Here is a 24,949-nt window from a genome sequence, read left to right as displayed (position 1 = left end):
CGCAATGACCCCCGCCCTGCGCCGCTGGCTGCAATCACTACGTCCCGAAGCATTCAGCATAGATCGCAGGGAAAAATGGCGTGCCCTGATCGGTGCCACCCTCGGCATCATGATCACGGCAGGTCTGAGCTACCAGCTCAACGACTTGTCGGCCACACATCATTACTGGCTGGTCGCTTCGCTCGGTGCCAGCGCCATCCTGATTTTTCTGCTGTATTCCAGCCCATTGGCCCAGCCCTGGTCCGTCATCGTCGGCAATACGCTGGGGGCAGCCGTCGGCATTACCTGCGCCATCCTGATCCCAAATCCGGTGCTGGCACTGACGGCGGCAGAAGCAGCAATCATTCTGCTGATGTTCCTGCTGCGCTGCGTACATCCCCCCAGTACGGCCATCGCCCTTTTTGCTGCCCTCTATGGCATAGAGGACTACAGCTTTGTATTCTTTCCCATTCTTTTTGATTCATGCGTGCTGGTCGGCCTGGGTATGATCTACAACACGCTCACGGGCAAACGCTATCCTCCGCTCAGGCTGCCGGCAGCAACGGAATCCCCGATCCCGGCCCGCCCTGGCCGCTTCAGCGCCGAAGATCTGGATACCGCGCTCACTCGATACAACCAGGCGCTCAACATCAGCCGGGAAGATCTCGAGCATCTGCTGGACTATGCCGAGACAGCGTCGTTCCAGCGCACGCTCGGGACCCGCACCTGCTCGGCCATCATGAGCCACGATCCCGTCAGCATCGGCCCGGAAGCCTCGCTGCAGACCGCCTGGACGCTGATGCGCCAGCATCGCATCAAGGCGTTGCCGGTCATTGATGCCGAACACCATGTCGTCGGCATCATCACTGTGTCCGACTTCATGCAGCAGGCCAACCTGGATGAGCCGGACACACTCGGTGCCCGCCTCAAGGCCTTTATCCGCCTGCCCGGCAAGGCTGCCACCCGCAAACCTGAACGGGTCGGCCAGATCATGACCACGCCAGCCGTGACTGCCCATGCCGACCAGCCGATGGCCGCGTTGATCCCGCTGTTCGGCGAGGGGCGACACCGCCACATGCCCATCGTCAACGAGCAAAGACAACTGGTCGGCATGCTGACCCAGTCCGACCTGCTGCTGGACTTGTACGCCAGCATCAGGCCGACACGGGCAGGATCTGAGTCGCCAACTCAATAACGATAGCTCAGCCCTGCCGTGATGCTGCGACCAGTACCCTGCAAGAACGTAGGCTGTTGGGCCGCAGGTGGTTGCGCGCCGATCTTTCCCCGTATGACATAGCTGCTGGCATAACGACGATCGGTCAAATTATCTGCCTGCAACCAAAGCCGCCATTGGGAACTGGGCTGATAATGCACGCTGAAACCCAGCAAGGCGTAGGAATCCTGATAGGTCGCCGCCGTATTGGCATGGTCCGTCGGCGTGTCGGAAACAAGCCAGCGTACATTCGGCCCAAAGCGCCAGGCTCCGCTGCGCAGCAATACCTCGGCACTCAACAGGTTCCTGGGTACCCCCGCTATCCTGTTGCCTGCGTATTCGCCGCCTCTGAAACGGAAATCACTGTATGTCCAGGCCAGGCGATACTGCAATCCCATCGTATCGAACAACGGAGCCACACCGCTGACGCCTACCTCCACACCTTGGTGACGTGTCCCGTCACCATAGTTGAGCGTGGCCTGATTGTTGCCGCTTGCATCGAACATTGAAAGCAATTCATCTGTCACTTCACTGCGATAGGCAGTAATCGACCATTCTCCTTCCCATCGAGGCTGTCCGTACTGTCCAACAGCCCCCAGCTCCACCGTGCGTGCTTTCTGCACATCAAGACGGGCTATTTTCGAGGTTGCCGCAGCCGGATTATTGGCAGCGACATCGCCATTCACGATCTCCCAGAATGTCGGAGCCTCATGACTGCGACTGTAATTGGCAAACAGACGCAGATCCTGTGTCGGTGTCCAGTTCATTCCCACGCGCGGTGTCAGATAGCGCCAGTCCTGGTCGATCTTGTTGCCCGTATCGCGATTGCGTGCATTGCGCTCCACCTGACTCCACTTCAAGTCGCCGGACAGGCTCCAGTCAGGCGCAAAGCGCCAGCTTGCGCCCGAGGACAGGTCAAGATTGCGTGCCGTCAGATCGTAGTTGCCAAAACGCTGCAATCGCGAACCATTGAGCGGGCTGACCGCATACAGTTTCCGATCCATGCTGCTGTTGGCAAAGGATGCAGCCAGCCGGTAATCCACCTGCTCGCCAGCCTTGCCATCCAGCGACCATTGAGCCCCGGCCGTATCGCTGTCGGTATCCGTATAGAACGTCGGATTCTTGAAGCTGTCATCGGTATTCTGCCAGTACACCCCAACGGTCTGGCTCAGACGTTCATCGCCCCAACGCGACAGATTGGCCAGCCGCAACTGCTGCGTGTGCCGGCGCGGATCGCGCTGGTAGATATTCATCATCCGGTCCTGCGGACTGTTGCCATCACCCATGACGCCGCGCGGATCGCTCCAGATCCAGCTCTTGGGCACCACATTCGGAATCTGGAAACGCAGATCTGTCCAGTTGAGATAGGTGCGATTTTCGAAACCGTTGTCGAGTACGAAGCCCAGGTTGGCCTGCACACTGCCGCGACGCGATCGCGAATGGTGCCGGTAGCCTTTGTACCAGTCCTGACTGGCGCTGATCCGGCCATCGGCCTTCTCGCCTTGCCATCCTCCTGCAGCCTGGACGGCATATTTGCCGAAGCTGCCCGCCTCCACCCGCGCGGATGCGCGTTCGTCGGCCCCCGTCAGCGACTGGAAATCGATCTCCCCGCCCAGGGTTGTTGCCCCCGGTGCGATGGCATTGGCACCACGCCGGGCGCTGATCAATGCGGCATTGCGCGGTTCCAGCAGGCCGATCACGAATGATCCGTCTGCCTCGTTCAGCGGCAGGCCATCCTGCAGCAGCAACACACCCCGGTTGACCGGATTGCTCTGAATACCTGAACCACGGATGTTCAGGCGAGGCTGGTCGGTGCCGCCAAAAAAGTCCTGGATCACGATGCCAGGCTGATAGTCCAGTGCATCACGCAACGTGGCCAACCGGCCCTCGCGCTGCGGTTCTACCAGATTCGTGCCGCCGGGCACGCGCGCCAGCCGGGCACGCTCCTGCTGAACCGACGCACGCAATGCTGCCTCCTGCTCTCCTTCGACACGGACCGGCGACAGTACCGTCGTCTGTGCCTGCCCGACACCAGCAGCCATCAGCGAAGCCATCGCCAGCGCCCAGCGCCCTGCCCTGTTTCCCTTGCTCATGCGACTCGCATGTCCGACGCCCGAACCTGCCATGCTTTTACAACTCCCGAAGATAATGACCGGCCTGACCCATTGCCACAACCGATGTAAAGTCTGTTTGCGCCTGCGCATGCTCGGGAAGGAAAAACCAGGGCCATCATGACCTGGGACACAGTACACTGGCTACTGAGTCAGGTTCACTTCGACACCTTGCCCCAAAAGCAGGAACAAGAAACATTCTCGAAGATGAATGATTGCAGAATGAGTATCTTTTTCAAATGACAATAGTCAAGCAGGATTTCGAGCTTTTCCATGCCCGCCAGTTGCTGTCGGAACACCCCACGCTGGCAGGCCTGGACGCCCCCCTCATCGGCGTGCTGCTGAACCAGGCTCAGATCCGGCACGCCAAGGCCGGGCAAACGCTGTTCCACGAGGGCGCGTCGGCCCAGCACTATCTGCTGGTGCTGGCGGGACAGATCGAGATCATCCGTTTTAGCGACTCGGGTGAAGAGCGGGTATTCGGACAGTTTTCCGATGGTCAACTGGTGGCAGAAACCGCCATGTTCATGCCACATGGCCGCTACCCCATGAATGCACGGGCCCGCACGGATACACGCTATTGCTGGCTTACGCGCGACGGCCTGCGCCAGGCCTGCCAGCAATCGCCGGCCCTGGCCATGCGCTATCTCGAAAACATGAGCATGCGTGTCTACAAGCGTATCAACGAAGTTGACTGGATTGCCCACAGCTCGGCCCCCCAGCGCCTCGCCGCCTATCTGCTAGACGAACAGGCCCGGCAAGGCACGACCATTCAGCTCCCGCTCAGCCAGCGGCAACTAGCCTCGCGCCTGGGCGTACGTGCCGAAACACTCAGCCGTCTGCTGACCAAGTGGCAGGAGCAGGGCTACCTCGAAGGCAGGCAACGGCAGTGGACCTTGCTGGACATCCCCTATTTCCAGGGGCTGTCCACGGAAGCCCAGCGCGCTTTCTGAAAGCAGGCCTCAAAAGACCTCGGCCACCGCTTCGGCAAACTGAGAAACAGGCCGCTCCAGGCCATAATGCTCGCGCAATGTCCGTCCCGTGTATTCGCGCCGGAACAGACCACGCGCCTGCAGCAGTGGCACGACTTCATCGACAAACAGGTCGAAACCGGTCGGAAACCAGGGTGGCATGACATTGAACCCATCTGCTGCCCCCGCCTCGAACCACTGCTGGATGAGGTCGGCGATCTGATCCGGCGTACCTGATGGTGTCCAGTGCCCTCGCGCACCAGCCAGCTTCTGTATCAGCTGGCGCAGTGTGGGCTGCTCACGCTCCACAATATCGACAATGACCCGGAAGCGACTCGATGTGCTCTGAGGTGCATCGAAATCGAGCGCTTCAAGCGGAAAAGCTGCATCCAGTTGATAGCCGCCCAGATCCACACCCAGCAGATTGCGCAGTTGTGCCAGCGAATACTCGGGCTGAATCAGCTCGTTCAACGCCTCGGCATGCTGCCGGGCTTCGGCCGCAGTACTGCCGATATAGGGGCAGATACCCGGCAATATCCTGATCTGCGCAGCATCCCGCCCGGCGGCTGTCGCCCGTTTGCGCAGATCCTGGCTGAACGCATGGGCACTTTCGAGTGTCTGGTGCGCCGTGAAAATAGCCTCGGCATGACGGGCTGCAAAGTCACGTCCCTCCTCTGACGAGCCTGCCTGCACATAGACTGGACGCCCCTGCGGTGAACGGGGCAGATTGAAGGCCCCCCGCACCCGGAAATGCGCACCTTCATGCCCGATGGCATGGACCCTGGCATCTTCCGCGAAAATACCGCTGTGCTTGTCCACGACCAGAGCATCATCTTCCCAACTGTCCCACAGCGCCGACACCACACGGACGAACTCATCGGCCCGCTGATAGCGCGCATGCGCGTCGGGATGCTGAGACAGATTGAAATTGGCTGCCGCCCCTTCCGCCGACGTCGTCACGATATTCCACCCTGCACGCCCGCCACTCAGGTGATCCAGCGTCGCAAACAGGCGGGCCAGGTTATAGGGCTCGTAATAAGAAGTGCTGGCCGTACCAATCAGGCCTATCCGGTCGGTCACGGCGGCGACGGCCGACAGCCAGGTAACCGGTTCAAAACGATAGCGCGAGCCATAGCGAATATGGTCCGCCAGCGAAGGCGAGTCGGCAAAAAAAATGGCATCCAGCCGAGCCGCCTCGGCCTGCTGCGCCAGGGCCTGGTAATAGCGTATGTCGAGGGCACGTTCCGGCACTGAATCGGGGTGACGCCAGGCTGCCTCATGGTGCCCGCCCGGATAAATGAACAGATTGAGACTGAGCTGCCGCGATTGTGTCGTACCGCTCATGATTCGCTCCGCGTCGGCGTATGCACGATACGACCCGTCAAGTCCTGCGGCGTGCGCAGCAGATTCAGGATCGGGCACCAGTGCTCGACGGCGTCGTGCAATGCCTTGATTTCATCGGGATCGGCCGGCGACGACACATGTACCGTATAGCGGATATTGTGCGGATAGAACGGCACCGCCTCATAGCCGGGCCGGCCCCCACGCGGATCCTGGTCCGCTTCGACCTCGACCTCCAGCCGGTCCAGTGGAATCTGCAGCTCGGCCGCCTGGATCAGGAAGATATGGGTCAGGCAACTGGACAACGCACCCAGCAGCAACTCCGGTGACGAAGGCCCCAGGTCATAGCCGGCAAAATCGTCGGGGCTGTCGCTGATGACCTGATGGTCACGGATACGGATGCGACGCACACCGCTGCGGCCTTCCGCCGTGGCCTGTGCCCTCAGTACAAGTGGCGTGACAGTTTGAGGATCGCGACCCAGGCGAACCAGCCAGGCCTCCCGCTTCTGCTGCAGATACGCTCTCAGATTGCTCATTTGCTTGCTTCCATGACAGGGGTAATATCGATCTGGGCACCCTACAGGCGTGCCCCAACAAGTGGCCCGACGGGACGCCGGGCCATGGTATCCAGCACCTCGGAAAGACTTCCGGTCGGCAAGGCCGTCTGCGCAACATCTACCGGCCCGCACATGCTGTCGGGACGACTCCATCCCTGTGCATCGCGTGCCGAGGCAAAGGCCCGTAGCCAGCCCTGCCTGTCCACCAGGAATGCAGCGCCGGACAACTGCTCTGGTGTCACACCGGCCAGCCAGCCATAGGTCTGCCAGGTTCCGGGCTCTGTAGAAACACACTCTGCCTCGGCCGGGACGTCGGCATTGGGTGGCAACAGCCATACATCGACCAGGCGCGGATCCGGCAATGCTCTCGCGGCAACGGATGATGCGCCTCCATCCTGCACTGCGATCCGGACCTTCTGGCCACGCAAGTCGCTCAGAGAACGAGCATGGCCCCATGCTCCCGTGCACCGGATGGACATGCCCGGTGCCGGCAATGGCTGCAGCCAGGCCTGCTCTCGCTGCAAGGTGGTACCGGCAGCAGCTACGCGCAGATAATCCAATATCTGCCAGACCTCGGCTTCACTCAGCCGTTGGGAGTAGGCATGCCCTGCGGCATACTGCACATGGCCGTACAGTTCTCCAACCGGGCGAGTCTCGAACAGGGCCGCCCCCAGCACGGTCGGCCAGCGTGCCATGCCCACTGTTTTTCGGGTAGGCCCCTCTCCCGGTGCGCCATGACAGGTGATGCAATGCCGCTGGTAATTCACCTGCCCCAGCGACAGGCCTGAAACATCGAAAGCCACGTCAGGCTGACGAAAAGAATGCGCCGAGGCAGGGGCCAGCAACAAGGCGGGAGAAGGTATCGGCCGGTACCCCCACAGCACCGCCGCCAATGCCAGCAGCATCCACCCCAGGGGCTTGCTGGCTACCCTCCATGCCAGCCATGCACAGCCCGATGCCAGCACCAGCGCCACCAACAACCATAATGTCTGGCGCAGCGCCGAGCCGGCCAGCGGCACGGCCGGTTCGGGACGCCATGCCGACACCCAGTCGGGATGCAGATCCAGCAATGCCGCCACACCCGGCAGCCAGCCCTCGGCACCCGCCCCCAGCACCAGCAGGACCTGCCAAGGCACGTTTCCCGGCGTCATGCTTGCCGCATAGACAGCCGGCCACGCAAAGGCACTGCCTGCGGCCAGCCCAAGACCGGCCACAGCGAGTCGCCAACGAGCGCGCCCTGACCACCGGAATGCCAGCAGGCCAGTCAGCACCAGACCGATCCCGACCCAATGCAGCCACCGCAGGCCCAGCGCCAGCCATATCATCCAGACATCCATGGCGGGCATTACCAGGAGTCGTCCAGCCCCAGCAAGGTCAGGGCCCGGTGCCTGAGCTCCGCCAGTGCCGGTTCGCCACGCTTGCGCGGATACGGCAGGGTATTGCTGATTTCACCCAATATCCTGGCCGGCCGATCCGACAGGACAATGATCCGGTTCGCCATGAACACGGCTTCTTCGACGTCATGCGTGACCAGCAATGCAGTAAACCGGGCTTGCTGCCAAAGCGAAACAATCTCGGACTGCATGGTGAGCCGCGTCAGCGAATCCAGCTTGCCCAGTGGCTCATCCATGATCAGCACGGCCGGATCATTGACCAGGGCACGCGCCAGCGCCACACGCTGCGCCATGCCGCCCGACAACTGATGCGGATAGGCACTGCCGAACTGCTGCAGTCCCACCAGAGCCAGCACCTCGCTGATCCGGTCATTTTCCTGTCGCAACAGATTGCGCGCCTCCGGCCCCAGTGCCACATTCTGGCGTACGGTACGCCATGGAAACAGCGTCGGATCCTGAAATACCACTACGCGGGAAGGATCGGGTTGCGTAATATCCTCACCATCTGCCTTGATGAAACCGGCAGCAGGACTTTCGAGCCCGGCAATCAGCCGCAGCAACGTCGATTTTCCACAGCCACTGGGACCCAGCAAGGCCACGAACTCACCCGGCTGGATATCCAGACTGATGTGATCCAGCACGGGCAGCGTCGCCCCCTCCAGGTCGAACCGGTGGCTGACATCATGGATTTCGAGATGTGCGCCCTCGACGGCGGTCATCGCTACCATTTCACCACCCCCTTCTGCCACTCCAGGCTACGATCCCGCACATGAAACAACAGTGTGATCAGGCCGGAAAACACCAGCGCCATCACGATCAGGGCACCATACATGTTGGCATACGAAGCCCAGCCCTGGGCCCACGACAGATACCAGCCCAGCCCGGATTTCACGCCCATCATCTCGGCCGCCACCAATACGGAAAAAGAAGCTCCCAGCCCCATGAACAATCCCACGAACACATGTGGCATAGCCGCCGGCACAGCGACCCGGACGATCAGGAACCAGGGCTTCGCCCCCAGGGTACGCGCCACATCGTAGAAAGCCTTGTTCACACTGACCACACCCGACCAGGTCAGCACCGTGACCGGAAACCAGGTTGCCAACGCGATCAGGAATACCGCCGCCGCCCAGCCGCTGGGGAAAAAGAAAAAGGCCATCGGCAACAGCGCCGTAGAGGGAACCGGGCCCAGAAACCTCAGCACCGGGTGAACCCAGTAGCCAAGCGCCCGCGACCAGCCTATCGCCACGCCCGTCAGGAACCCTGACAGCGCCCCCAGGACAAAACCATTGAACAGAAGCCAGAGCGAATTGAGCAGACTGTCGCCCAACCGCCGCCAATCCGAGGCATAGACGTCGATCAGCGATTGAGGCGGTGCAAAGAACGGTGCGGGCAACCAGGCCAGCTTGGCCGTCAGCAACTCCCATACCAGCGTAAAGAGCGCCAGCACCAGCAGCCACGGCCCTGCCACGCGCAGCCGCCGGGTGGCTCGCACCACTGGCTGCACAGGCAATGCGGCAATCGCCAGCCCGATACCCAGCAATACCAGCCCGATACCCAGCTCCCGTGTATAGCCCCACTCCGTAAAACCAACCTGAACGTTTGGCCAGAGCAACGTTATCCAGCCAACAGCCAACCACAGTGCGGCAGCCAGGGCACCGATACGCCAGAAACCCTGCCCTGCCAGCCACCCGGCCTTCGTGGCAGCATCATGCCCCAGGCGACCTGCCGTTGCTTGATCAGACGAGGACATCGGGCACCACCGCAGCAGCATATTTTTCGACATCCAGGTTCGGATTCAGCACCTTGATGGTTTTGAGATCGGTGGCATAGCCGACCACTTCTTCCCTCAGCTTTGCTCCGGTGCTGGCGTGGCCATGCGTATGGCTGCGCAATATGGCCGCCACGCGCTCGGCCGGCACCTTGGAGGGAATGTGCGGAGCAAAAATCCTGGCCGACTCATCGGGATTGGCTGCCGTCCAGCGCTGTGCATCAATTACGGCACGGGAGATCGCGGCTGCGGCATCTGGATCCTCGCGGACCAGCTTGCCTCCCAGCCCCAGCACGCAGCAAGTACGATTGGCGTACTCATGTTCGAGATTGGTGGCGATCTCCTGCAGATCGTTGTCTTCGCGCAGCGTATAGAGCAGCGGATCATCACCTGCGATGGCATCGACTTCTCCCTTGCGCAGCGCCTCGCCAAACAAATCCTGCGGAAACTGGCGCCAGTCGACTTCTTCCGGATCTATCCCCAGTTGCGCCACCCGGATGGCAAAGAAATTCTTGACCGGACTGGCCTGATCCGTGACCGCCACGCGCTTGCCACGCAAATCCTGTACCTGGCGAATATCCGAATCACGCGCTGTCAGCAGACGCATGCAACCGCCATGCGTGCCTACGGCCAGTTTGACATCGAACCCCTGCTCCAGCGGCTTGAACCAGCGCAATGCCATGCCGATGCCGCCATCGGCATGGCCTGTGGCAATCGCCTCCAGCAACTGGTCCGTAGAACCACTGAAATTGATACGTTCGACTTCCAGCCCATAACGGTCGAAAAATCCCTGTTCCAGCGCCACTGAAACAGGCGACTGGCAGACGGCCGTGGGGCTCCAGGCAATCTTGAACTTGCGCGGGGCAGTCCCTTGCGCCCACGCTCGCGCGCCCATGAAGCCCAACGGCGCACTCAACCCGGCTGTCGCAGCCACTTGCAATAACCGACGGCGCGACACAAAACCTGGACGATGAATCGATGATTTATCCATGACCTCACACTCTCCCAATCTAAAAATTGCTACAAAATCTGTAACTGGGAATTCTGCGAGCCTATGAATTGAAAACAAAATACAAGATTTACATATCCTTAATTAAACATAAACTCATTCTGTATAATCTGCGCACGCTGGGAGCAAGATAAAAAAAACGCCCAGCCCATCATTTACGACGAGGATTTATGAAACTCTCCACTCTGGCTGCAGCCATTGCCGGCGCAATCGTGGCTGGTGCCGCGACCTCCTACTATTATTCCCAGAGCGGCTCGGCCGCAGCAGGCAGCAGCGAGACCGTCGTCCTGCAATTCGACCAGGGTGTCGCAGGCGAACTGACCAGCAAGAGCTACCCTAACTACAGCAACGGCGTACGCAGTGCCCTGTTCAGCGTACAGGCCGAAAAGAACCAGATCATCAACCTGACCGTGACGGGTGCCCTGCGCGCGCAGATCAGCGTCCATCACAACGGCCAGATGGTCATCCAGAGCAACGATGGCCGTGGCGGCTGCGGCGGCTGCGGTGGTTATGACCGCGAAAACGCGACCGAAACCACGCTGAGCTTCCGTGCCGAAGAAGCCGGCACCTACGAAATCGCCGTCAGCGGCATCGATGCCCGTGCCTACGGCCCGTTCCGTCTGACCGCCAGCGCCATCAAGCCCTACTCGGGCGAAGCACTCAAGGCAGACCAGAGCGTCACCGATTGGGCAACCGGCAAGGAACTGGAATACAACCTGGCCATCGAGAGCGACGGCATCTACACCATCGACATGCGCGCCAATCCCAACGAGCGCCTTGACCCGTACCTCACGCTGCTCGACGCCAACGGCGTGGAACTCATTAGCGACGACGACAGCGGCGGCAGCCTCAACGCGCGTGTCCAGACCCTGCTCAAGGCCGGTGAGTACAAGATCAAGGCAGGCTCCGGCGACGGCCTCCAGAACTTCCAGGGCGGTTTCACGTTGCAGATCCGCTCGCTGCCGATCCCCGAAGAAAATCGCCTGCAGCCGGGCGAAGCCCTGACGCTCAACGCACCGGCAGCATCGAATGGTCTCTTCACCGGCGAGCGCCAGAGCTACACGCTGCAGGTCGATGATCCCGCACTGGTCAGCATCGACCTGAACACGCAGGGTTTCTATGCCGAGCTGGGCCTCAGCAAGGACGGCCAGACCCAGGCCACCTCGCCGGGCTACGACAACCGCCAGCGCATCCGCAGCATCCTGCAGCCCGGTACCTACAGCGTGACCCTCGACGGCAGCAAACAAAGCGGCCTGTTCACGCTGTCGGCTTCCTCGCAGCCTGTACCCGACAACGCCGGCGGCGGCTCACTGGCCGTGGATGAAGAGCGCCATGCCGTGCTGCTCGAAGGCCTCGACAAGGATGTCTATACCATCGACATCACGCGTCCTGGTCGCTACGTGATCGACATGAGCGCTCCCTCGATCGACAGCTACCTGACACTGCGTCGCAACGGCCGTACCGTGGCCGAGGACGACGACAGCGGTGGCGATCTCAACGCCCGCATCGAGACCAACCTCGAAGCCGGCCAGTACACGATCGAAGCCTCGTCGCTGGGCGGCAGCAGCCGTTCGCAGGACTACACGATCTCGGTTCGTCGCAACTGATCGGCCGTTGACGGCCAAGTGGCGCAGCTTGCTGTTGCGCCACTGCTGAAACACCGCCCCCGTCAAGGGGGCGTTTTTTTGTCTTGGGACAGTCCGGCGGCAAAAAGCCATTGCCCAATTCAATTCGCCCGTTTCCAACAGCGCTTCTCGGTAAAATCCGTGGCATCGGATGCACCGCGCCACGCTTCCAGGTCCTGGCGCACCGCCTGCATCTTCTGTTCGGCCAGGGTATTGGCGATCTTGCCCGCGAACAGATGCACCGGTGGTTCGGGCACAGAGGCGGCTTGCAGAATCAGCTTGGCCACTTTCTCCGGGTCGCCCGCCTGCTTGCCGTCCAAGCCGTTCAAGTGCAGATCCAGCGAGGACTGAGCCTCACTGTAGTCGGCAATCGAACGCCCGGCCACCACCAGCGTGTCCTTGGACAGGAAGCCCGTGCGCACCGGGCCGGGATAAACCACGGTGGCCTTGATGTTCAGTTCGGCCAATTCGGCGGCCAGGGTCTCAGTCAGGCCCGCCAGCGCGAACTTGGAAGCCACGTAGCTGCCCCAGCCTGCGTAGCCGCCCTGGAAGCCGACAATGGAGGCGACATTGAACACATGTCCGCTGCGCCGGGCGCGCAAGTGGGCTAGCGCGTGGCGCAGCACATGCAGTGGCGCGAACACATTGACGTCGAAATTGTGGCGCAGTTCGGTATCGCTCAACGCCTCGATGGTGCCTTGCTGGCCATAGCCAGCGTTGTTGACCAGGCAGTCGATGCGGCCGAAGGTGGCAATGGCCTTGTCGATGGCAATTTGGACGCTGGCCTCATTGACCAGATCCAGCTCCAGCGCAAGCAGCCGCTCGCTGCTTTTACCAAATGCTTGTTGCAGGCTCGCCAGTGTGCGTGATGTCGCAGCGACGGAATCACCGCACGCCAGTGCCTGCCGGGCCAGCGACAGGCCAATGCCACGCGCGGCACCCGTAATGAACCAGACTTTGGAAGAATGTGCTTGTTTTTGCATGGATGAAATCTCATGTGAAATAAATGTCGGGTCAATACGGACTTGCCGTGGAACGCACGATGAGTTCACTCACATCCACGCTGTCTGGCTGTGCAATGGCATAGGCAATCGCCTGCGCCACGGCATGCGGCGGCAAGGCAATGCGACGAAATTCGCGCATGGCCGCACGTGCGGTGTCGTCGGTGATGTGATCGGCCAATTCGGACTCGACTACACCGGGGCTGACCAGCGTCACCCGGATGGCATCGGTTTCCTGGCGCAACCCATCAGATATGGCGCGCACAGCAAACTTGCTGGCACAATAGACCGCAGAAGACTGCCACACCTGACGGGCACCGACCGAGGCAATATTGACAATGTGTCCATGACCTTGCGCCTGCATGACCGGCAGAACAGCGGCAATGCCGTGCAGCACACCGCGCACGTTGACGTCCAGCGTGCGATTCCACTCCTCGATCTTCAACGCGGCCAGTGGCGATAGCGGCATGACACCGGCGTTGTTGATGAGCACATCGACCCGGCCATGCGTGGCGCGAGCCTGGGTGACAATGGTTTGCAGGTCTTCCTGGCGCGTGACGTCCAGCACCATTGCCTCGACATGACCACCCTCGGCGCGCAGTTCGTCCCGCAAGGCAGTGAGCCGGTCCCAGCGTCGCGCGCCGATGTAAAGGTGGTGACCTTGCCACGCCAAATGGCGGGCCGTAGCCTCGCCGATGCCGCTGCTGGCACCGGTAAGCACGATGACCTTGGCTGTGTCCCGTATTGTGGATTGCATGATTTCTCCTTGTGCTTTCCTGGCTGGCGCAAGGGCAAGCCAAGACATTGCTGACAAGGTGAAATCGTAGGCGCGCGTGGCCTGGATGGACTAGATCGATATCTCTTGCATCATTGCCTAATCCTATTCATTACCTACCAAGATAAGCCCTGATGATGCAAAAATATATCCACTTCATCATTCCATGACGGCAAAGCCATGTCCTATGCACAACCCAACCAGTCACGGCAGGCAGAAATGACCGAATTGATCCTGCAACTGGCCCCGCAAGAAGGCTATACCCGCTCGCTGCTCGATGGCGTGCGCCTGATGCGCGCCGATCGTCCGCTGGGGCGCACGCCGGTGCTGTACGAGCCGAGCATCGTCATCGTCTGCCAGGGACACAAGCGCGGCTATCTGGCCAACAGGGTCTACCACTACGATGCACAGCACTACCTGGTGCTCTCAGTCCCGCTGCCGTTCTCGAGCGAAACCGATGCCAGCCCGCAGGAACCTTTGCTGGCCGTGTCCGTACGGCTGGATATGACGGCCGTGGCCGACCTGGTCATCGAAGTCGATCAACAGACCAACCCCACGTTCACAGCACCCGCCGGCATTGTCTCGACACCGTTGGACGCCACATTGGCCGACACCACGGTACGCCTGCTGCGGGCCTTGCGCTCGCCGCTGGAAGCACGAGTGCTCGGATCGGCCATCGTTCGCGAACTGTGCTTCCGTGTTCTTCTTGGGGAACAAGGCAGCGCCATCCGCGCGGCCCTGGCCAGCCACGGCAACTTCGGCCGCATCGCGCGCGTGCTGCGGCGCATTCACACCGACTACGCCCTGCCGCTGGACGTGGCCGCGCTGGCGCGCGAGGCGGGCCTGAGCGTACCGGCCTTTCATGCGCATTTCAAGACCGTGGCCGCAACCTCTCCCATTCAGTACATCAAGTCTGTGCGACTGCACCAGGCACGGCTGATGATGATTCGCGACCATGTCACCGCTGCTGGCGCTGCGGTGCGCGTGGGCTACGAAAGCCCCTCGCAGTTCAACCGCGAGTTCAAGCGGCTCTTCGGCCGCAGCCCCGGCGAGGAAGTGCGCGAAATGCGTTCGGCCTTCTCACTGATGGAGCCTGCCCAGCTTGCAGAAGCTGCAGCGATGCATTGATTCATGACTCAAACGAACTCCCCCGAACTCACACTGACGATCGACGGCACCCGCGTAGAGGGCATCGCAAGCTTCTACGCTGAAATCAATCGCGTATTCATGGCGCAGGAAGACTGGGAACTGGGTGCCAGCCTCGATGCCTTGGATGACATGCTCTATGGAGGGTATGGCGCAGCGCAAGGCAATGCGCCGGTAAGGCTACGCTGGCTGAATGCCGAGCACAGTCGTACAAAACTCGATATCGCCGCGACGCGGGCCCATTACCTCGACAAACTAGCCCGCCCTGACACCTTCAACCATCAACACTGGCTGAGGGCGCTGCATGCCTTGGAGGCCGGCCACGGCCCGACGTACTTTGAACAAATATGTCAGGTCATCGCCGGTCATTCCCGCTTCGCGCTGGAACTAGTTTGAACAGTTGCCACGCAAATCGCTGAGCCATCTCACGACTGCTTGTCGCGCTCTGTTCGTACCGATTGTGATGCCGCCTGCGCCAGACACTCATCCAGCAGACCCGTAGCGTAGGCGATATCCGGTGACTTTGGCGTAAACAGGATGCGGTAGATCACCGGTGCCACCACTTGATCGAGTAGCCTCTGCGAGTCAGGGGGCGAAGCACCTTGCTCCACGCCTCTAGCGATGATGCTGTCCAACGTGCTGAGGATGCATTCCGTGCATTGTCCCGCCCGCTCGGTATTTCCCAGCGCCAGTGCTTCGCGCAGCAAGTCGCGGCCCGGCCCGGAACCCATTTCATCGACAAACTGCTCCAGCCATGTAGACAGATCCTGGTGCCAGTTGCCACTGTCGGGCGGCAGCACATCGGCCTGGAATTGGCGCACCGCCACATCGGCCAGCAACGGTGCCACGCCGCCCCAGCGACGGTAGATAGTCGAAGGCGTCACGTTCGCCCGCTCGGCAATCATCGGTACGGTGATCTCGGCTGTGGATTTCTCTTTCTTGAGCGACTCCACCGCTTCCAGCACGACTGCTTGAATGCGTGCGGCGCGACCACCGGGACGACTGCCCCCCGATGGTGCCGCATCCGTCTGATTTTTCGAGGAAAACCCTATATCTCTCATGGTGTGTCCAAACACTGTCGTCCCAACGCCACTCTACCACTAAAGCAATATTTTAGCTTTAGTGGTAGAGTGGCACCTTAAAGCAATATTTTAGCTTTTATAAAAGACAACATGTTATGACTACTCCCCAGCACACTCAGCCAGTCAGCAGAGGCACCACTTCCTCGTTGGCTCTGCACGGCCTGACCATCATTCTGTTCTTTGCGGCGTCAAGCATGACGACTCCGCTTTTTCCCTTGTACCAAGCCAGTTGGGGGCTCTCGGCCTTTATGATCAGTGTGATCTTTGCGGCCTATGTCGGCACATTGCTGATCTCTTTGTTGTTCCTGGGCGCACTGTCCAATCATTTCGGCAGACGTGCGGTGATTGTGGCGGCGCTCGTGCTGCAAAGCGTCGCGATGATCATGTTTCTTGTTGCGGACAGCGGCCACTGGCTGGTTGCCGCACGACTGGTACAAGGTTTCGCCGCCGGGATCGCAACCACCGCCGTGGCTGCGGCGCTGCTGGATGTGGATCAAAAAACTGGAGCTATGATCAATAGCCTGGCCCCCATGGCCGGCATGGCCGTGGGGGCACTCGGCGCTGGCGCATTGGTCCAGTTCGCGCCACTGCCCCTACGCCTTGTGTATGCCGTTGCACTGGGCCTCAGCCTGATTCAGATCATCCGAACGTTGATTTCCGCGGAAACGTTCCCGGATCGGCGCAGCAACGGCTGGTCGCTGCGGCCAAGGATTGAGATTCCGAGTGGCCTGCGCTCGACCTTCGTTCGCATTCTTCCGCTGAATGTGGCCGTTTGGGGCTTGGGAGCGCTGTTCCTCTCGGTGCTGCCAGGGCTGTTCCATGAAATAGCTACATCCCCGTCCATGGCATGGCTGAGTGGTGGTGCCGTCGGGGTCATGACATTGGCAGGAGCGGCGGCGGTACTGCTGTGGCGCAACAGCTCTCCGGCGAACGCACGTCGCTGGGCCGGGCTGGCGATCATTACCGGCACGGTCTTGATTCTGGCTGGAACAGTTCTGCACAGCTCGACGCTGATCCTACTGGGATCGCTGCCAACGGGCATCGGATTCGGTGGCGGATTCCTGGGCGTACTGCGCAGCCTGGTGACAAAGGCTCGGGCACAGGAACGCGCCGGACTGCTCTCGGCCTTCTACATCGCCAGCTACCTGCCCAATGCGCTTTTGGCAATGGCTGCCGGCTACGCCGCCCAGCACCTGGGAGTGATCCCGGTCACTCAGATCTTTGCTGCCCTCATCATCATGATGGCGATCTGGTCAATAAACATGAAGGTCGCTGACGAATAGCGCCTTCACTTTCAAATTGTGATCACCCATGCCTCACTTCTTTGCCAGGATTTCTTTGACTTCTTTTTCTCGAACCTTCATGGCCATCGCCGTCAGAAAGACCTTGAAAAAGATGCCACTGACAAATGCACTCAGCGTAAGCGTGAAGAACGCAGACACGACAAGATCAGCGAAAAGACTGCCACTACCGAGAATCCTGGGTTGGTAAATCAGGATGCCGAGAAACACCACCCAGTGGCTCATGCAATAGAAACATTGAAAGAGATAACCGACCATGTGCCCCAGCTTTTGCGTCCACGCTCGCAGCGGCGCAAAAACTTCGGTATGCGTGATTGTGATGGCGATGCTGCTGGCAGCGACAGCCAGGACAAGACATGCCAGCAAGGCATGCAGGCTCTCGTGGGCGAGGTAGGTATTCATTTCAATGGCACCGGATTTACGTGTTCGATGAAGACTTGGATTGGCTTTTAATATAACAATCAACAAATTGATTGAATGATAGAGTGAGTGTAGCATGTTGCCAATGAGCACTCACGATCTGTCACCCGTCTTAACGGATCCTGTCGATCTTGCCGATGTGGCCAAGACGCTGGGGCATGCACACCGTTTGGTGCTTCTGCAGCACATTTCCCAGGGAGAGCGTTCGGTGGAACAGTTAGCGGCCCGCTGTGGGTTGTCCCTGGCGAACGCTTCGCAACATCTGCAACTACTCAAGCGTGCAGGTTTCGTGGCAACCCGGCGCGAAGGCAAGCATGTCATCTACGCGATGACTGATGCGCCGGTGACTGAATTGACCTCCGCGCTCTGGAAATTCGTCCAACACAAGCGCAGTCAAATTGCACAGGTCGCGATGGATAGCGTGCATGAACGCGAAAAGCTGGAAGGTCTCACGGTTGAAGCGCTGCTGCGCCGGCTATCTGAAGATACCGTAGTGCTACTGGACGTACGTCCCAGCGATGAATTCACAGGCGGCCACCTCCCCGGTGCCATCAATATCCCATTGGATCAACTGGCTACACGGCTAGAGGAATTGAAGGTGGGTTCCCCTATCGTTGCATACTGCCGGGATCCTTACTGCGTACTGTCATCAGAAGCCGTGACGATGCTTCGCACACGGGGGCACGAAGCGCTGAGATTGTCGGGTGGTTTCCCGGCGTGGCGAGCTGCCGGTTTAAGCGTTGAGGCCGATGAGCGCTGATCCATACAGGTTGCATTGCTCGCTTCCCGAAAGCATTAGGGGTTAAAAAAACAGGCTGGGCACTCTGTGCCGCAGCCTGTTTTCTGCAAGTCATCGCACCGCAGTCCAGTATTCCCTGGCCTGCGGTGTTTTTTTCAGTGGGGCGTATGCACCATGACCCGGCGCACGCACTCTATGGTCCAGATCCAGATGGCCGTGCCGATAAACTCGGAAATAAACCCGTCCAGTCCGATATGCCAAGGCAAGGGCCCCACACCCAACAGCGGCAGCACGATGCAGTGCGCCCCGATAGTGGCTGTTACCCAGGCAAAAGGAATACCCCACCAGGCACCAACTTTCGGGCACCGCTCGACCAGCCAGCAAAACACGAAGGCCATCACCATCGAGAACAGGATATGGACGCCGTTGCCGCCCCAATTGACGACAGTCTGATTGAACATATAGTTCATCGAACCGGCATCGAATCCCATCAGTTCAAGCAGGCCGATGGGTGGCGGTACCGCCGAGGGGGGTCGAGGCGGCAGGATCGTTTCCACGCCGGACTTCACCATGGCAGAGATAAAGCCGGATACCAGACCGATCACCAGCAGGCGACCAAACGGCGTTGACGGTTGCTGCGTACTTTTCCATGCATGCATAGCGACCCCTCCCTCTGAAAAATCCTTCAGACCCTCAGGCGACCGGCGGCTTGCCCTGCCCCGCAGCATCAGCGTGCAACTCGGCATGCGGCTGTGCCTCTTCCTGCGCCTCGTACAACACCCCACCGAGTGCCGCCACCAGCACCATCAGGCCCGTGCCCAACAGCCAGGATAGATACCAGGGTCCATAATCGCCCAGTACCACGCCGAGGATGATGGCAAGAAATGCCAACCCCAGAAACACCATATAGCGGATGAATATCGTCATGACCGTTTCTCCTCAATACGCATGATCATCGGACTTGACGTGCTCGGCATCGACCTTGCCACGCATGACCCAGAACGCCCAGCTTGTATAAGTCAGGATCAGCGGCATGAACACGATGGTGAAGCCCAGCATCCAGCCCTGCGTCATCGTGCTCGCCCCTGAATTCCAGAGCGTCAGACTATGCGACGGCTCGGTCACGGATGGCATGATGAAGGGGAACATGGCGGCCCCTACCGTACCAATCACCGCAATCCAGGTCACAGCCCCTAGCCACCAGGCCAACAGCCGGCGATGCGCACGCAGGGCCAGCAGCCCCAGCAGCATGGCGACATAGGCCAGCACCGGCAACACCCAAAGGATGGGATGTGCCGCATAGTTTGCCAGCAGACCACCACTGACCCGTTCCACGACCTGGTGCAGCGGCGTCTGTGCCACGCCTGCGGCCGGCCCCTGCACGATCTGATAGCCATCCAGGAAAGAGACCCAGATGCCCGCCACCGAGAACAGCACCAGGAATGCCAGCCCGCCCAGCGCCGAAGCCTTGCGTGCGCGCTCGGCGAGTTGCTCCTCGCCACTGCGCATCAGGGCATTGCCCCCCATGTAGATGGACAACGCCACGGACACCAGGCCGCACAGGACGGCAAACGGATTCAGCAAGCCCCAGAAACTGCCGGTGTAGTAGGACGTGAGCCGCCAGTCGAAATTGAACGGTACGCCTTGCAACACGTTACCGATAGCCGCACCGTAGACCAGCATGGGCACGAATCCAGACACGAAGAGTGTCCAGTCCCAGTTGTTGCGCCAGCGTGCCGATGGCATCTTGCTGCGATATTCGAACCCCAGCGGCCGCACGATCATGCTCCAGAGCAGCACCAGCATGACGATATAGAAACCAGAAAATGCCGTTGCATAGACCAGTGGCCAGGCCGCAAAGATCGCCCCTCCACCCAGGATGAACCAGACCTGATTGCCATCCCAGTGCGGGCCGATGATATTGAGCGCGATACGCCGTTCGTCATCGGTGCGGCCCACGAAGCGCAACAGCGTCCCCACCCCCATGTCCATGCCGACCATGATGCCCAGCCCCATCAGCAGGACACCCAGCAAGAGCCACCAGGTTACGGTCAATACAAATGAGAGATCCATGGTTCAGCTCCTGGATTGAACGTGAGAAACCGCAGCCGCAGGATTCGCAGCTACCTGGGGAGTCGGCCCGTTGTCCGGACCACCCTCGGTGCCTTCCGGCCCCTTGCGGATGGCACGCAGCATCAGGAACATCTCGATCACGATGAAGATCGTGTACAGCAGGATGAAGCCCGCCACCGAGAACACCATGTAGGCCACGCTGTGCGTGGATGCAGCAAGCCAGGTCGGCAGGACCTCATAGACTGACCACGGCTGGCGTCCCATCTCTGCCACGATCCAGCCCGCCTCACAGGCGATGAAAGGCACCGGAATCATCCATACCGTGAATCGCAGGAAACGCGGATACTGCTCGACCTGTCGTGTCAGTGTCAGAAAGACAGCCATCACGAAAAAGCCCAGCATCAGCAAACCTGCTGCCACCATCACACGGAACGACCAGAAAATCACCCAGACCTCCGGAATCGTATCCTTGGCTGCGCGGTTCACATCCGCATCGGTGATTCGCGTCAGATCGCCTTCCGGCGCATAGCGCTGGACCAGCAGTCCATAGCCGACATCGGCCTTGTGCGCCTCGAACTGCGCCAACGCCTCGGGATCATGCGGATCGGCGCTCAGACGCTGCATCGCCTGCACGGCGGGAACACCGTTGCGTATGCGCTCCTTGGCTCTTTCCTGCAGTTCATCCGCGGCTGGCACTGTGCCATCCAGAGAGTGTGTAACCAATATCGACAGCAAGGCCGGTACCTGAAGTTCCCACAGGTTTTTTTCCTCGCTTTGCGATGGGAAGGCAATCGCGTTGAAAGACATTGGAGCCTCTTCGGCAGTCCACAGTGCTTCCATCGCCACCAGCTTGCTGGGCTGCGTATGCGCACCCACGTAGCCCAGCGCATCACCCAGGGTCAGCACGCCTGCCGTACCCAGTACGCCGAACAGCGCCGCCACGCGGAAAGAACGACGTGCCACCTCCATGTGACGCTTGCGCAGCATGTAGAAGGCACTGACTCCACAGACGAAAATCGCAGCCGTCACATAGCCAGCCAATACCGTATGCACGAACTTGGCCTGGGCATCTGGATTGAAGAACAGGGCCGAGAAGCTGCTCAGTTCCATTCGCATGGTGATCGGATTGAATACCGCGCCCTGCGGATGCTGCATGAACGAGTTGGCCACCAGGATCCACAACGCCGACAGGTTCGATCCCAGCGCCACCAGATAGGTCACCACCAGATGCTGAGCCTTGCTCAGGCGATTCCAGCCGAATACCATCAGACCGACGAAAGTGGACTCCATGAAGAAGGCCATCAGCCCTTCTACCGCCAGCAACGTACCGAAGGTATCGCCAACAAAGCTCGAATAGTAGGACCAGTTCATGCCGAACTGGAATTCCATCGTGAGCCCGGTCGCCACCCCCAGGGCAAAGTTGATCAGCAACAGCTTGCCCCAGAACTGGGCCATGTGCCGATAGACTTCGCGCCCCGTCGTGACATAGACTGTTTCCATCACGGCGATGATGAAAGACAGGCCCAACGTCAGCGGCACGAACAAAAAGTGATAAAGAGCCGTCGCCGCGAACTGTAATCGCGACAGATCGACCACCAGGTCATCAACCATGGGCCTTCCCCTTGCCAAAGTGCAATAGAAATGCAGCGATCAGGGATCGCTGCAATCGATAAAAAGACTTACGGAGTCCGTGCAGCCGGCACTTTGTCCGGATGGCAATGTGTTTGGTCGTCGGTACCGATGTCACATGTCACACCGGGCATATTTTCGAGATCCTGCACAATCTGCTGATCCTGTGTGGTACAGGCGGTCAGGGCCGCCAGACACAGAACACCAGGGAGCAGCATTACCTTCAGTTTCATGGATTGATTTCGCCTATGAAAGATTCTGCATGGATACTGCTTTCAGAAACTGACTGTAACTCAGCAGGCGCTGCCGTTCAATGGATCAATCTGCCATTTTTCCGCTCGCACTGGGGAATGGGGATAAAAAAACAACGACACAAAACCCGGACTGGACTGTGCGCATGATGCATGCCATGCCATTCAGGAAATGGCTGTCCGGCAGATTCCTAGGCGATTTTCGACATCAGCCAGGGGGGATCGAACGCGGTCACGGCAGGCACAGGCCCGCAAAAGCGCTCGACCTCTACCAGGCAACTATGAGCGGCACACCCCTGCCCCAGCTCCGAGGTACCGACATCACGTGTCAGCACATTGGGATTACCATGCTTTTCCAGCATGCCATCGGCCTGCCGGGTATCGTCCGGATCAAATGTCGCCCCTGTCGGCAACACGGCAACTCCCCTGGCCACGCCATCGGAGAGTGCCAGACTGGCCAGGCAGGCACCGCGCGGGTTGAAAACCCGCACGATATCCCCTTCATTCAGCCCCCGGGACGCGGCATCGGCTGGATGCAGCCGAAGCACTTCACGACCATCACGCTTGCCATCGCGGCTGAGTTCGCTGCCATCCATCTGCCCATGCAGCCGCGTCTCGGGCTGGGGCGTCAGCAAATGCAGCGGATACGTTCTGGCCAGTGGCGCGCCCAGCCATTCCTCCGGGTCCAGCCAAAGTGGATGCCCTGTCTGACCTTCATAGCCAAAACGTGCCACTGCTTCGCAGAACAGTTCGATACGTCCCGATGGCGTCTTCAACGGATATTTGTCCGGATCGGCCCGAAATCGTTCAAACAGGAAGAAATCACGACCTGCCTCAGGTAACTCGTAATAGCCCTTGCGCCAGAAAGTCTCGAAATCGGGCGCATCCAGCCCACGCTCCGCAAGCGCCTGGCGCATGCCTGCCCACAGTTCTGGCAACCAGGCATTGGCGGAACGACCACCCGTAAATGCCTCGCGCAGGCCCAGCCGTTCGGCCAGACTGGCAAAGATATCGTAATCGTCTCGTGCCTGCCCTTCCGGCGGCAGCGCCTGATGCATGGCCAACAGAAAGGGATCACGCGAAGAACCACCGATATCGTTGCGCTCAAGTGTCGTGGTGACCGGCAACACGATATCCGCATGACGCGCCGTCGCCGTCCAGAAATTGTCATGCACGACGACGGTCTCCGGACGGCGAAACGCCAGCCTCAGGCGATTGAGATCCTGATGATGGTGGAAAGGATTGCCACCGGCCCAGTACACAAGGCGGGTATCCGGATAGATCAGACGCTGGCCATTGAAATCTGCCTCCTGACCGGGCTGCAACAACAGATCGGCCACGCGGGCGACCGGAATCGAAATACCGACCGGATTGACGCCAACCGGCAACCCACGGATCGGTGAATCGTAGAGTGGATTTCCCATCGCCCCCATGGAGCCATAGCCGAACGCAAAACCACCGCCCGGCAATCCCACCTGCCCCAGGATACTGGCCAGCGCCACCAGCGCCCAGTAAGACTGCTCACCATGACGCGCCCGCTGCAGGCTCCAGGCTGCCGTCAGCAGCACGCGCTTGCCCACCAGTTGCCGGGCCAGCGCTTCTATTTCGTTGGCATCGATCCCGGTGATCTCTGCCGCCCATGTCGGACTCTTGGCCTGGCCGTCGGCCTCGCCCAGCAGATAACTGCGCAACGGGCCAAAATCGGTGCAATGGCGGGCCAGGAATGCCTTGTCCTCCAGGCCATCACGTACCAGGCAGTAGGACAGCGCCAGGATCAGGGCCGTATCGGTATTGGGCCGCAACGGCAGCCATCGGGCCCCCACCGACGCAGCCACATCATCTCGCTGCGGAGAAATATTCAATACGCTGACAGGACGCTTGCGCAGCAGCGCCAGCCAGTCCTGAAGCCTGTGCTGCCCGCCACCGCCCGAATGGATCTCCCAGTTCTTGGAGGCAAGGCCACCAAAGGCCAGCAACAGGTCGCAATGCTCACCGATCGAGTGCCAGGTCGTGACCGGCCCGGCGACTGCTTCTGCTGAGCCCAGGATGCGTGGCAGGAACGCCATGACCGCACCATAGCTGTAGTTGGTCACCTGCCCGGTGAAACCACCCAGGGTATTGAGAAAACGATGCAGCAGAGTACGCGCATGATGCAGCCGGCCGGCGCTGGACCAGCCATACGAGCCACCGAAAATAGCGCTGTTGCCATGAACAGTACGAACCCGGTCCAGTTCGCTTGCCACATGATCCAGTGCAACGTCCCATTCGACAGGGATAAAGTCATCACGCCCCCTGGCCGCACCACCATCACCCGCCAGCCAACCACGCCGCACCAGAGGCCTGGGAATGCGCAACGGCGAATGCTGCATCTGTGGCCAGACATGGATCATCTGCCCCGGATGAGGGTCGTGCTCGAAAGGTTGCACGCCGACCAAACGCTGGTTCTGCACCTGGACACGGAACGCCCCCCAGTGAGATGCCGAACGCAGGATATCGGGTGTGGGAAGATCAGGGCTATGCATGAAACGAGGTCCCTGTGAGACTTGGGAGCATGAAAGGGG

At 60.1% G+C, this 24,949-nt stretch carries 23 protein-coding genes; 7 read left to right on the top strand and 16 right to left on the bottom strand.

Going from position 1 to position 24,949, the window contains the following annotated elements:
* The first annotated feature begins 4 nt into the window (after window positions 1–4).
* Window positions 5–1,174, top strand: coding sequence for an HPP family protein (locus DD235_RS02180; protein WP_109060405.1), 1,170 nt, complete (start codon window positions 5–7; stop codon window positions 1,172–1,174).
* On the opposite strand, the gene DD235_RS02175 is transcribed toward DD235_RS02180, so the two are convergent.
* Entirely contained in the window at window positions 1,168–3,285 is a 2,118-nt protein-coding gene (locus tag DD235_RS02175) for a TonB-dependent receptor family protein (protein ID WP_109060404.1), read from the bottom strand. The two genes, DD235_RS02180 and DD235_RS02175, sit on opposite strands and share 7 nt — an antisense overlap.
* Before the next feature lie 257 nt (window positions 3,286–3,542).
* Here DD235_RS02175 and DD235_RS02170 point away from each other — a divergent pair, with 257 nt between their 5' ends.
* Window positions 3,543–4,256 carry a Crp/Fnr family transcriptional regulator gene (locus tag DD235_RS02170; protein ID WP_109060403.1) on the top strand — a complete coding sequence of 238 codons (714 nt, stop codon included), beginning with the start codon at window positions 3,543–3,545 and terminating at the stop codon, window positions 4,254–4,256.
* A gap of 9 nt (window positions 4,257–4,265) precedes the next feature.
* Here the strand turns inward: DD235_RS02170 and DD235_RS02165 are convergent, their stop codons facing one another.
* From DD235_RS02165 to DD235_RS02140, 6 genes are read right to left on the bottom strand one after another with little or no spacing between them, the layout of a single operon-like run.
* Window positions 4,266–5,618: an LLM class flavin-dependent oxidoreductase gene (locus DD235_RS02165; protein ID WP_109060402.1), complete on the bottom strand. Its 1,353-nt coding sequence runs from the start codon at window positions 5,616–5,618 to the stop codon at window positions 4,266–4,268.
* On the bottom strand, window positions 5,615–6,151 hold the full coding sequence (locus DD235_RS02160) for an OsmC family protein (RefSeq protein ID WP_109060401.1): 537 nt from the start codon (window positions 6,149–6,151) through the stop codon (window positions 5,615–5,617). The genes DD235_RS02165 and DD235_RS02160 overlap by 4 nt, the downstream gene beginning before the upstream one ends.
* Before the next feature lie 41 nt (window positions 6,152–6,192).
* Entirely contained in the window at window positions 6,193–7,509 is a 1,317-nt protein-coding gene (locus DD235_RS02155) for a c-type cytochrome (protein WP_146193382.1), read from the bottom strand.
* 8 nt (window positions 7,510–7,517) lie between these two features.
* A complete protein-coding gene (locus tag DD235_RS02150) occupies window positions 7,518–8,294 on the bottom strand; it encodes an ABC transporter ATP-binding protein (protein WP_109060399.1) in 777 nt (258 codons plus the stop codon).
* Window positions 8,288–9,319, bottom strand: coding sequence for an ABC transporter permease (locus tag DD235_RS02145; protein WP_109060398.1), 1,032 nt, complete (start codon window positions 9,317–9,319; stop codon window positions 8,288–8,290). Before DD235_RS02145 ends, DD235_RS02150 begins: the two co-directional genes overlap by 7 nt.
* A complete protein-coding gene (locus tag DD235_RS02140) occupies window positions 9,306–10,328 on the bottom strand; it encodes an ABC transporter substrate-binding protein (protein WP_109060397.1) in 1,023 nt (340 codons plus the stop codon). The genes DD235_RS02145 and DD235_RS02140 overlap by 14 nt, the downstream gene beginning before the upstream one ends.
* Before the next feature lie 188 nt (window positions 10,329–10,516).
* Between DD235_RS02140 and DD235_RS02135 the strand changes: the two genes are divergently transcribed.
* Complete coding sequence (locus DD235_RS02135) at window positions 10,517–11,953, top strand: PPC domain-containing protein (protein ID WP_109060396.1); 1,437 nt, start codon at window positions 10,517–10,519, stop codon at window positions 11,951–11,953.
* A 119-nt stretch (window positions 11,954–12,072) separates the two neighbouring features.
* On the opposite strand, the gene DD235_RS02130 is transcribed toward DD235_RS02135, so the two are convergent.
* On the bottom strand, window positions 12,073–12,954 hold the full coding sequence (locus DD235_RS02130) for an SDR family oxidoreductase (RefSeq protein WP_109060395.1): 882 nt from the start codon (window positions 12,952–12,954) through the stop codon (window positions 12,073–12,075).
* 31 nt (window positions 12,955–12,985) lie between these two features.
* A complete protein-coding gene (locus tag DD235_RS02125; protein ID WP_109060394.1) occupies window positions 12,986–13,729 on the bottom strand; it encodes an SDR family oxidoreductase in 744 nt (247 codons plus the stop codon).
* A 198-nt stretch (window positions 13,730–13,927) separates the two neighbouring features.
* On the opposite strand from DD235_RS02125, the gene DD235_RS02120 reads away from it, so the two are divergent.
* Window positions 13,928–14,875 carry an AraC family transcriptional regulator gene (locus DD235_RS02120; protein WP_239990000.1) on the top strand — a complete coding sequence of 316 codons (948 nt, stop codon included), beginning with the start codon at window positions 13,928–13,930 and terminating at the stop codon, window positions 14,873–14,875.
* Between the two features lie 3 nt (window positions 14,876–14,878).
* The gene (locus DD235_RS02115; protein ID WP_109060393.1) at window positions 14,879–15,289 is read left to right on the top strand and encodes a barstar family protein; all 411 of its coding nucleotides are present in this window, start codon (window positions 14,879–14,881) and stop codon (window positions 15,287–15,289) included.
* 29 nt (window positions 15,290–15,318) lie between these two features.
* Here the strand turns inward: DD235_RS02115 and DD235_RS02110 are convergent, their stop codons facing one another.
* Window positions 15,319–15,954 carry a TetR/AcrR family transcriptional regulator gene (locus DD235_RS02110; RefSeq protein ID WP_164497331.1) on the bottom strand — a complete coding sequence of 212 codons (636 nt, stop codon included), beginning with the start codon at window positions 15,952–15,954 and terminating at the stop codon, window positions 15,319–15,321.
* Window positions 15,955–16,070: 116 nt separating this feature from the next.
* Here DD235_RS02110 and DD235_RS02105 point away from each other — a divergent pair, with 116 nt between their 5' ends.
* Window positions 16,071–17,258: an MFS transporter gene (locus tag DD235_RS02105; protein WP_275667538.1), complete on the top strand. Its 1,188-nt coding sequence runs from the start codon at window positions 16,071–16,073 to the stop codon at window positions 17,256–17,258.
* Between the two features lie 33 nt (window positions 17,259–17,291).
* Here DD235_RS02105 and DD235_RS02100 read toward each other — a convergent pair whose 3' ends face one another.
* A complete protein-coding gene (locus DD235_RS02100; protein WP_109060392.1) occupies window positions 17,292–17,678 on the bottom strand; it encodes a DUF1360 domain-containing protein in 387 nt (128 codons plus the stop codon).
* A gap of 103 nt (window positions 17,679–17,781) precedes the next feature.
* On the opposite strand from DD235_RS02100, the gene DD235_RS02095 reads away from it, so the two are divergent.
* Complete coding sequence (locus tag DD235_RS02095; RefSeq protein WP_109060391.1) at window positions 17,782–18,456, top strand: ArsR/SmtB family transcription factor; 675 nt, start codon at window positions 17,782–17,784, stop codon at window positions 18,454–18,456.
* A gap of 134 nt (window positions 18,457–18,590) precedes the next feature.
* Here DD235_RS02095 and DD235_RS02090 read toward each other — a convergent pair whose 3' ends face one another.
* The 5 genes from DD235_RS02090 to DD235_RS02070 form a co-directional block, all read right to left on the bottom strand.
* The gene (locus DD235_RS02090) at window positions 18,591–19,094 is read right to left on the bottom strand and encodes a DUF1440 domain-containing protein (RefSeq protein WP_162300389.1); all 504 of its coding nucleotides are present in this window, start codon (window positions 19,092–19,094) and stop codon (window positions 18,591–18,593) included.
* A gap of 34 nt (window positions 19,095–19,128) precedes the next feature.
* A complete protein-coding gene (locus tag DD235_RS02085) occupies window positions 19,129–19,362 on the bottom strand; it encodes a hypothetical protein (RefSeq protein WP_109060970.1) in 234 nt (77 codons plus the stop codon).
* Between the two features lie 12 nt (window positions 19,363–19,374).
* Window positions 19,375–20,508, bottom strand: coding sequence for a cytochrome d ubiquinol oxidase subunit II (cydB, locus tag DD235_RS02080; protein ID WP_109060389.1), 1,134 nt, complete (start codon window positions 20,506–20,508; stop codon window positions 19,375–19,377).
* 3 nt (window positions 20,509–20,511) lie between these two features.
* A complete protein-coding gene (locus DD235_RS02075) occupies window positions 20,512–22,119 on the bottom strand; it encodes a cytochrome ubiquinol oxidase subunit I (protein WP_109060388.1) in 1,608 nt (535 codons plus the stop codon).
* 460 nt (window positions 22,120–22,579) lie between these two features.
* Window positions 22,580–24,910, bottom strand: a complete 2,331-nt coding sequence (locus DD235_RS02070) for a molybdopterin-dependent oxidoreductase (protein WP_109060387.1) — start codon at window positions 24,908–24,910, stop codon at window positions 22,580–22,582.
* Between the last annotated feature and the right edge of the window lie 39 nt (window positions 24,911–24,949).

The organism is Corticimicrobacter populi, from assembly GCF_003123725.1.
Taxonomy (GTDB): Bacteria; Pseudomonadota; Gammaproteobacteria; order Burkholderiales; family Burkholderiaceae_B; genus Corticimicrobacter; species Corticimicrobacter populi.
Note: the sequence above shows the minus strand (reverse complement) of the source record. Positions and strands in the feature narration are given on the sequence as shown.

What these genes read in the sequence shown, in the direction of transcription:
- DD235_RS02090 (WP_162300389.1), bottom strand. Translation starts at nt 19,094, where the DNA reads ATGCATGCATGGAAAAGTACGCAGCAACCGTCAACGCCGTTTGGTCGC.
- DD235_RS02075 (WP_109060388.1), bottom strand. Translation starts at nt 22,119, where the DNA reads ATGGTTGATGACCTGGTGGTCGATCTGTCGCGATTACAGTTCGCGGCG.
- cydB (WP_109060389.1), bottom strand. Translation starts at nt 20,508, where the DNA reads ATGGATCTCTCATTTGTATTGACCGTAACCTGGTGGCTCTTGCTGGGT.
- DD235_RS02170 (WP_109060403.1), top strand. Translation starts at nt 3,543, where the DNA reads ATGACAATAGTCAAGCAGGATTTCGAGCTTTTCCATGCCCGCCAGTTG.
- DD235_RS02165 (WP_109060402.1), bottom strand. Translation starts at nt 5,618, where the DNA reads ATGAGCGGTACGACACAATCGCGGCAGCTCAGTCTCAATCTGTTCATT.
- DD235_RS02140 (WP_109060397.1), bottom strand. Translation starts at nt 10,328, where the DNA reads ATGGATAAATCATCGATTCATCGTCCAGGTTTTGTGTCGCGCCGTCGG.
- DD235_RS02095 (WP_109060391.1), top strand. Translation starts at nt 17,782, where the DNA reads ATGAGCACTCACGATCTGTCACCCGTCTTAACGGATCCTGTCGATCTT.
- DD235_RS02120 (WP_239990000.1), top strand. Translation starts at nt 13,928, where the DNA reads ATGTCCTATGCACAACCCAACCAGTCACGGCAGGCAGAAATGACCGAA.
- DD235_RS02110 (WP_164497331.1), bottom strand. Translation starts at nt 15,954, where the DNA reads ATGAGAGATATAGGGTTTTCCTCGAAAAATCAGACGGATGCGGCACCA.
- DD235_RS02155 (WP_146193382.1), bottom strand. Translation starts at nt 7,509, where the DNA reads ATGGATGTCTGGATGATATGGCTGGCGCTGGGCCTGCGGTGGCTGCAT.
- DD235_RS02100 (WP_109060392.1), bottom strand. Translation starts at nt 17,678, where the DNA reads ATGAATACCTACCTCGCCCACGAGAGCCTGCATGCCTTGCTGGCATGT.
- DD235_RS02105 (WP_275667538.1), top strand. Translation starts at nt 16,071, where the DNA reads ATGACTACTCCCCAGCACACTCAGCCAGTCAGCAGAGGCACCACTTCC.
- DD235_RS02085 (WP_109060970.1), bottom strand. Translation starts at nt 19,362, where the DNA reads ATGACGATATTCATCCGCTATATGGTGTTTCTGGGGTTGGCATTTCTT.
- DD235_RS02130 (WP_109060395.1), bottom strand. Translation starts at nt 12,954, where the DNA reads ATGCAAAAACAAGCACATTCTTCCAAAGTCTGGTTCATTACGGGTGCC.
- DD235_RS02145 (WP_109060398.1), bottom strand. Translation starts at nt 9,319, where the DNA reads ATGTCCTCGTCTGATCAAGCAACGGCAGGTCGCCTGGGGCATGATGCT.
- DD235_RS02160 (WP_109060401.1), bottom strand. Translation starts at nt 6,151, where the DNA reads ATGAGCAATCTGAGAGCGTATCTGCAGCAGAAGCGGGAGGCCTGGCTG.
- DD235_RS02135 (WP_109060396.1), top strand. Translation starts at nt 10,517, where the DNA reads ATGAAACTCTCCACTCTGGCTGCAGCCATTGCCGGCGCAATCGTGGCT.
- DD235_RS02125 (WP_109060394.1), bottom strand. Translation starts at nt 13,729, where the DNA reads ATGCAATCCACAATACGGGACACAGCCAAGGTCATCGTGCTTACCGGT.
- DD235_RS02175 (WP_109060404.1), bottom strand. Translation starts at nt 3,285, where the DNA reads ATGAGCAAGGGAAACAGGGCAGGGCGCTGGGCGCTGGCGATGGCTTCG.
- DD235_RS02150 (WP_109060399.1), bottom strand. Translation starts at nt 8,294, where the DNA reads ATGGTAGCGATGACCGCCGTCGAGGGCGCACATCTCGAAATCCATGAT.
- DD235_RS02180 (WP_109060405.1), top strand. Translation starts at nt 5, where the DNA reads ATGACCCCCGCCCTGCGCCGCTGGCTGCAATCACTACGTCCCGAAGCA.
- DD235_RS02070 (WP_109060387.1), bottom strand. Translation starts at nt 24,910, where the DNA reads ATGCATAGCCCTGATCTTCCCACACCCGATATCCTGCGTTCGGCATCT.
- DD235_RS02115 (WP_109060393.1), top strand. Translation starts at nt 14,879, where the DNA reads ATGACTCAAACGAACTCCCCCGAACTCACACTGACGATCGACGGCACC.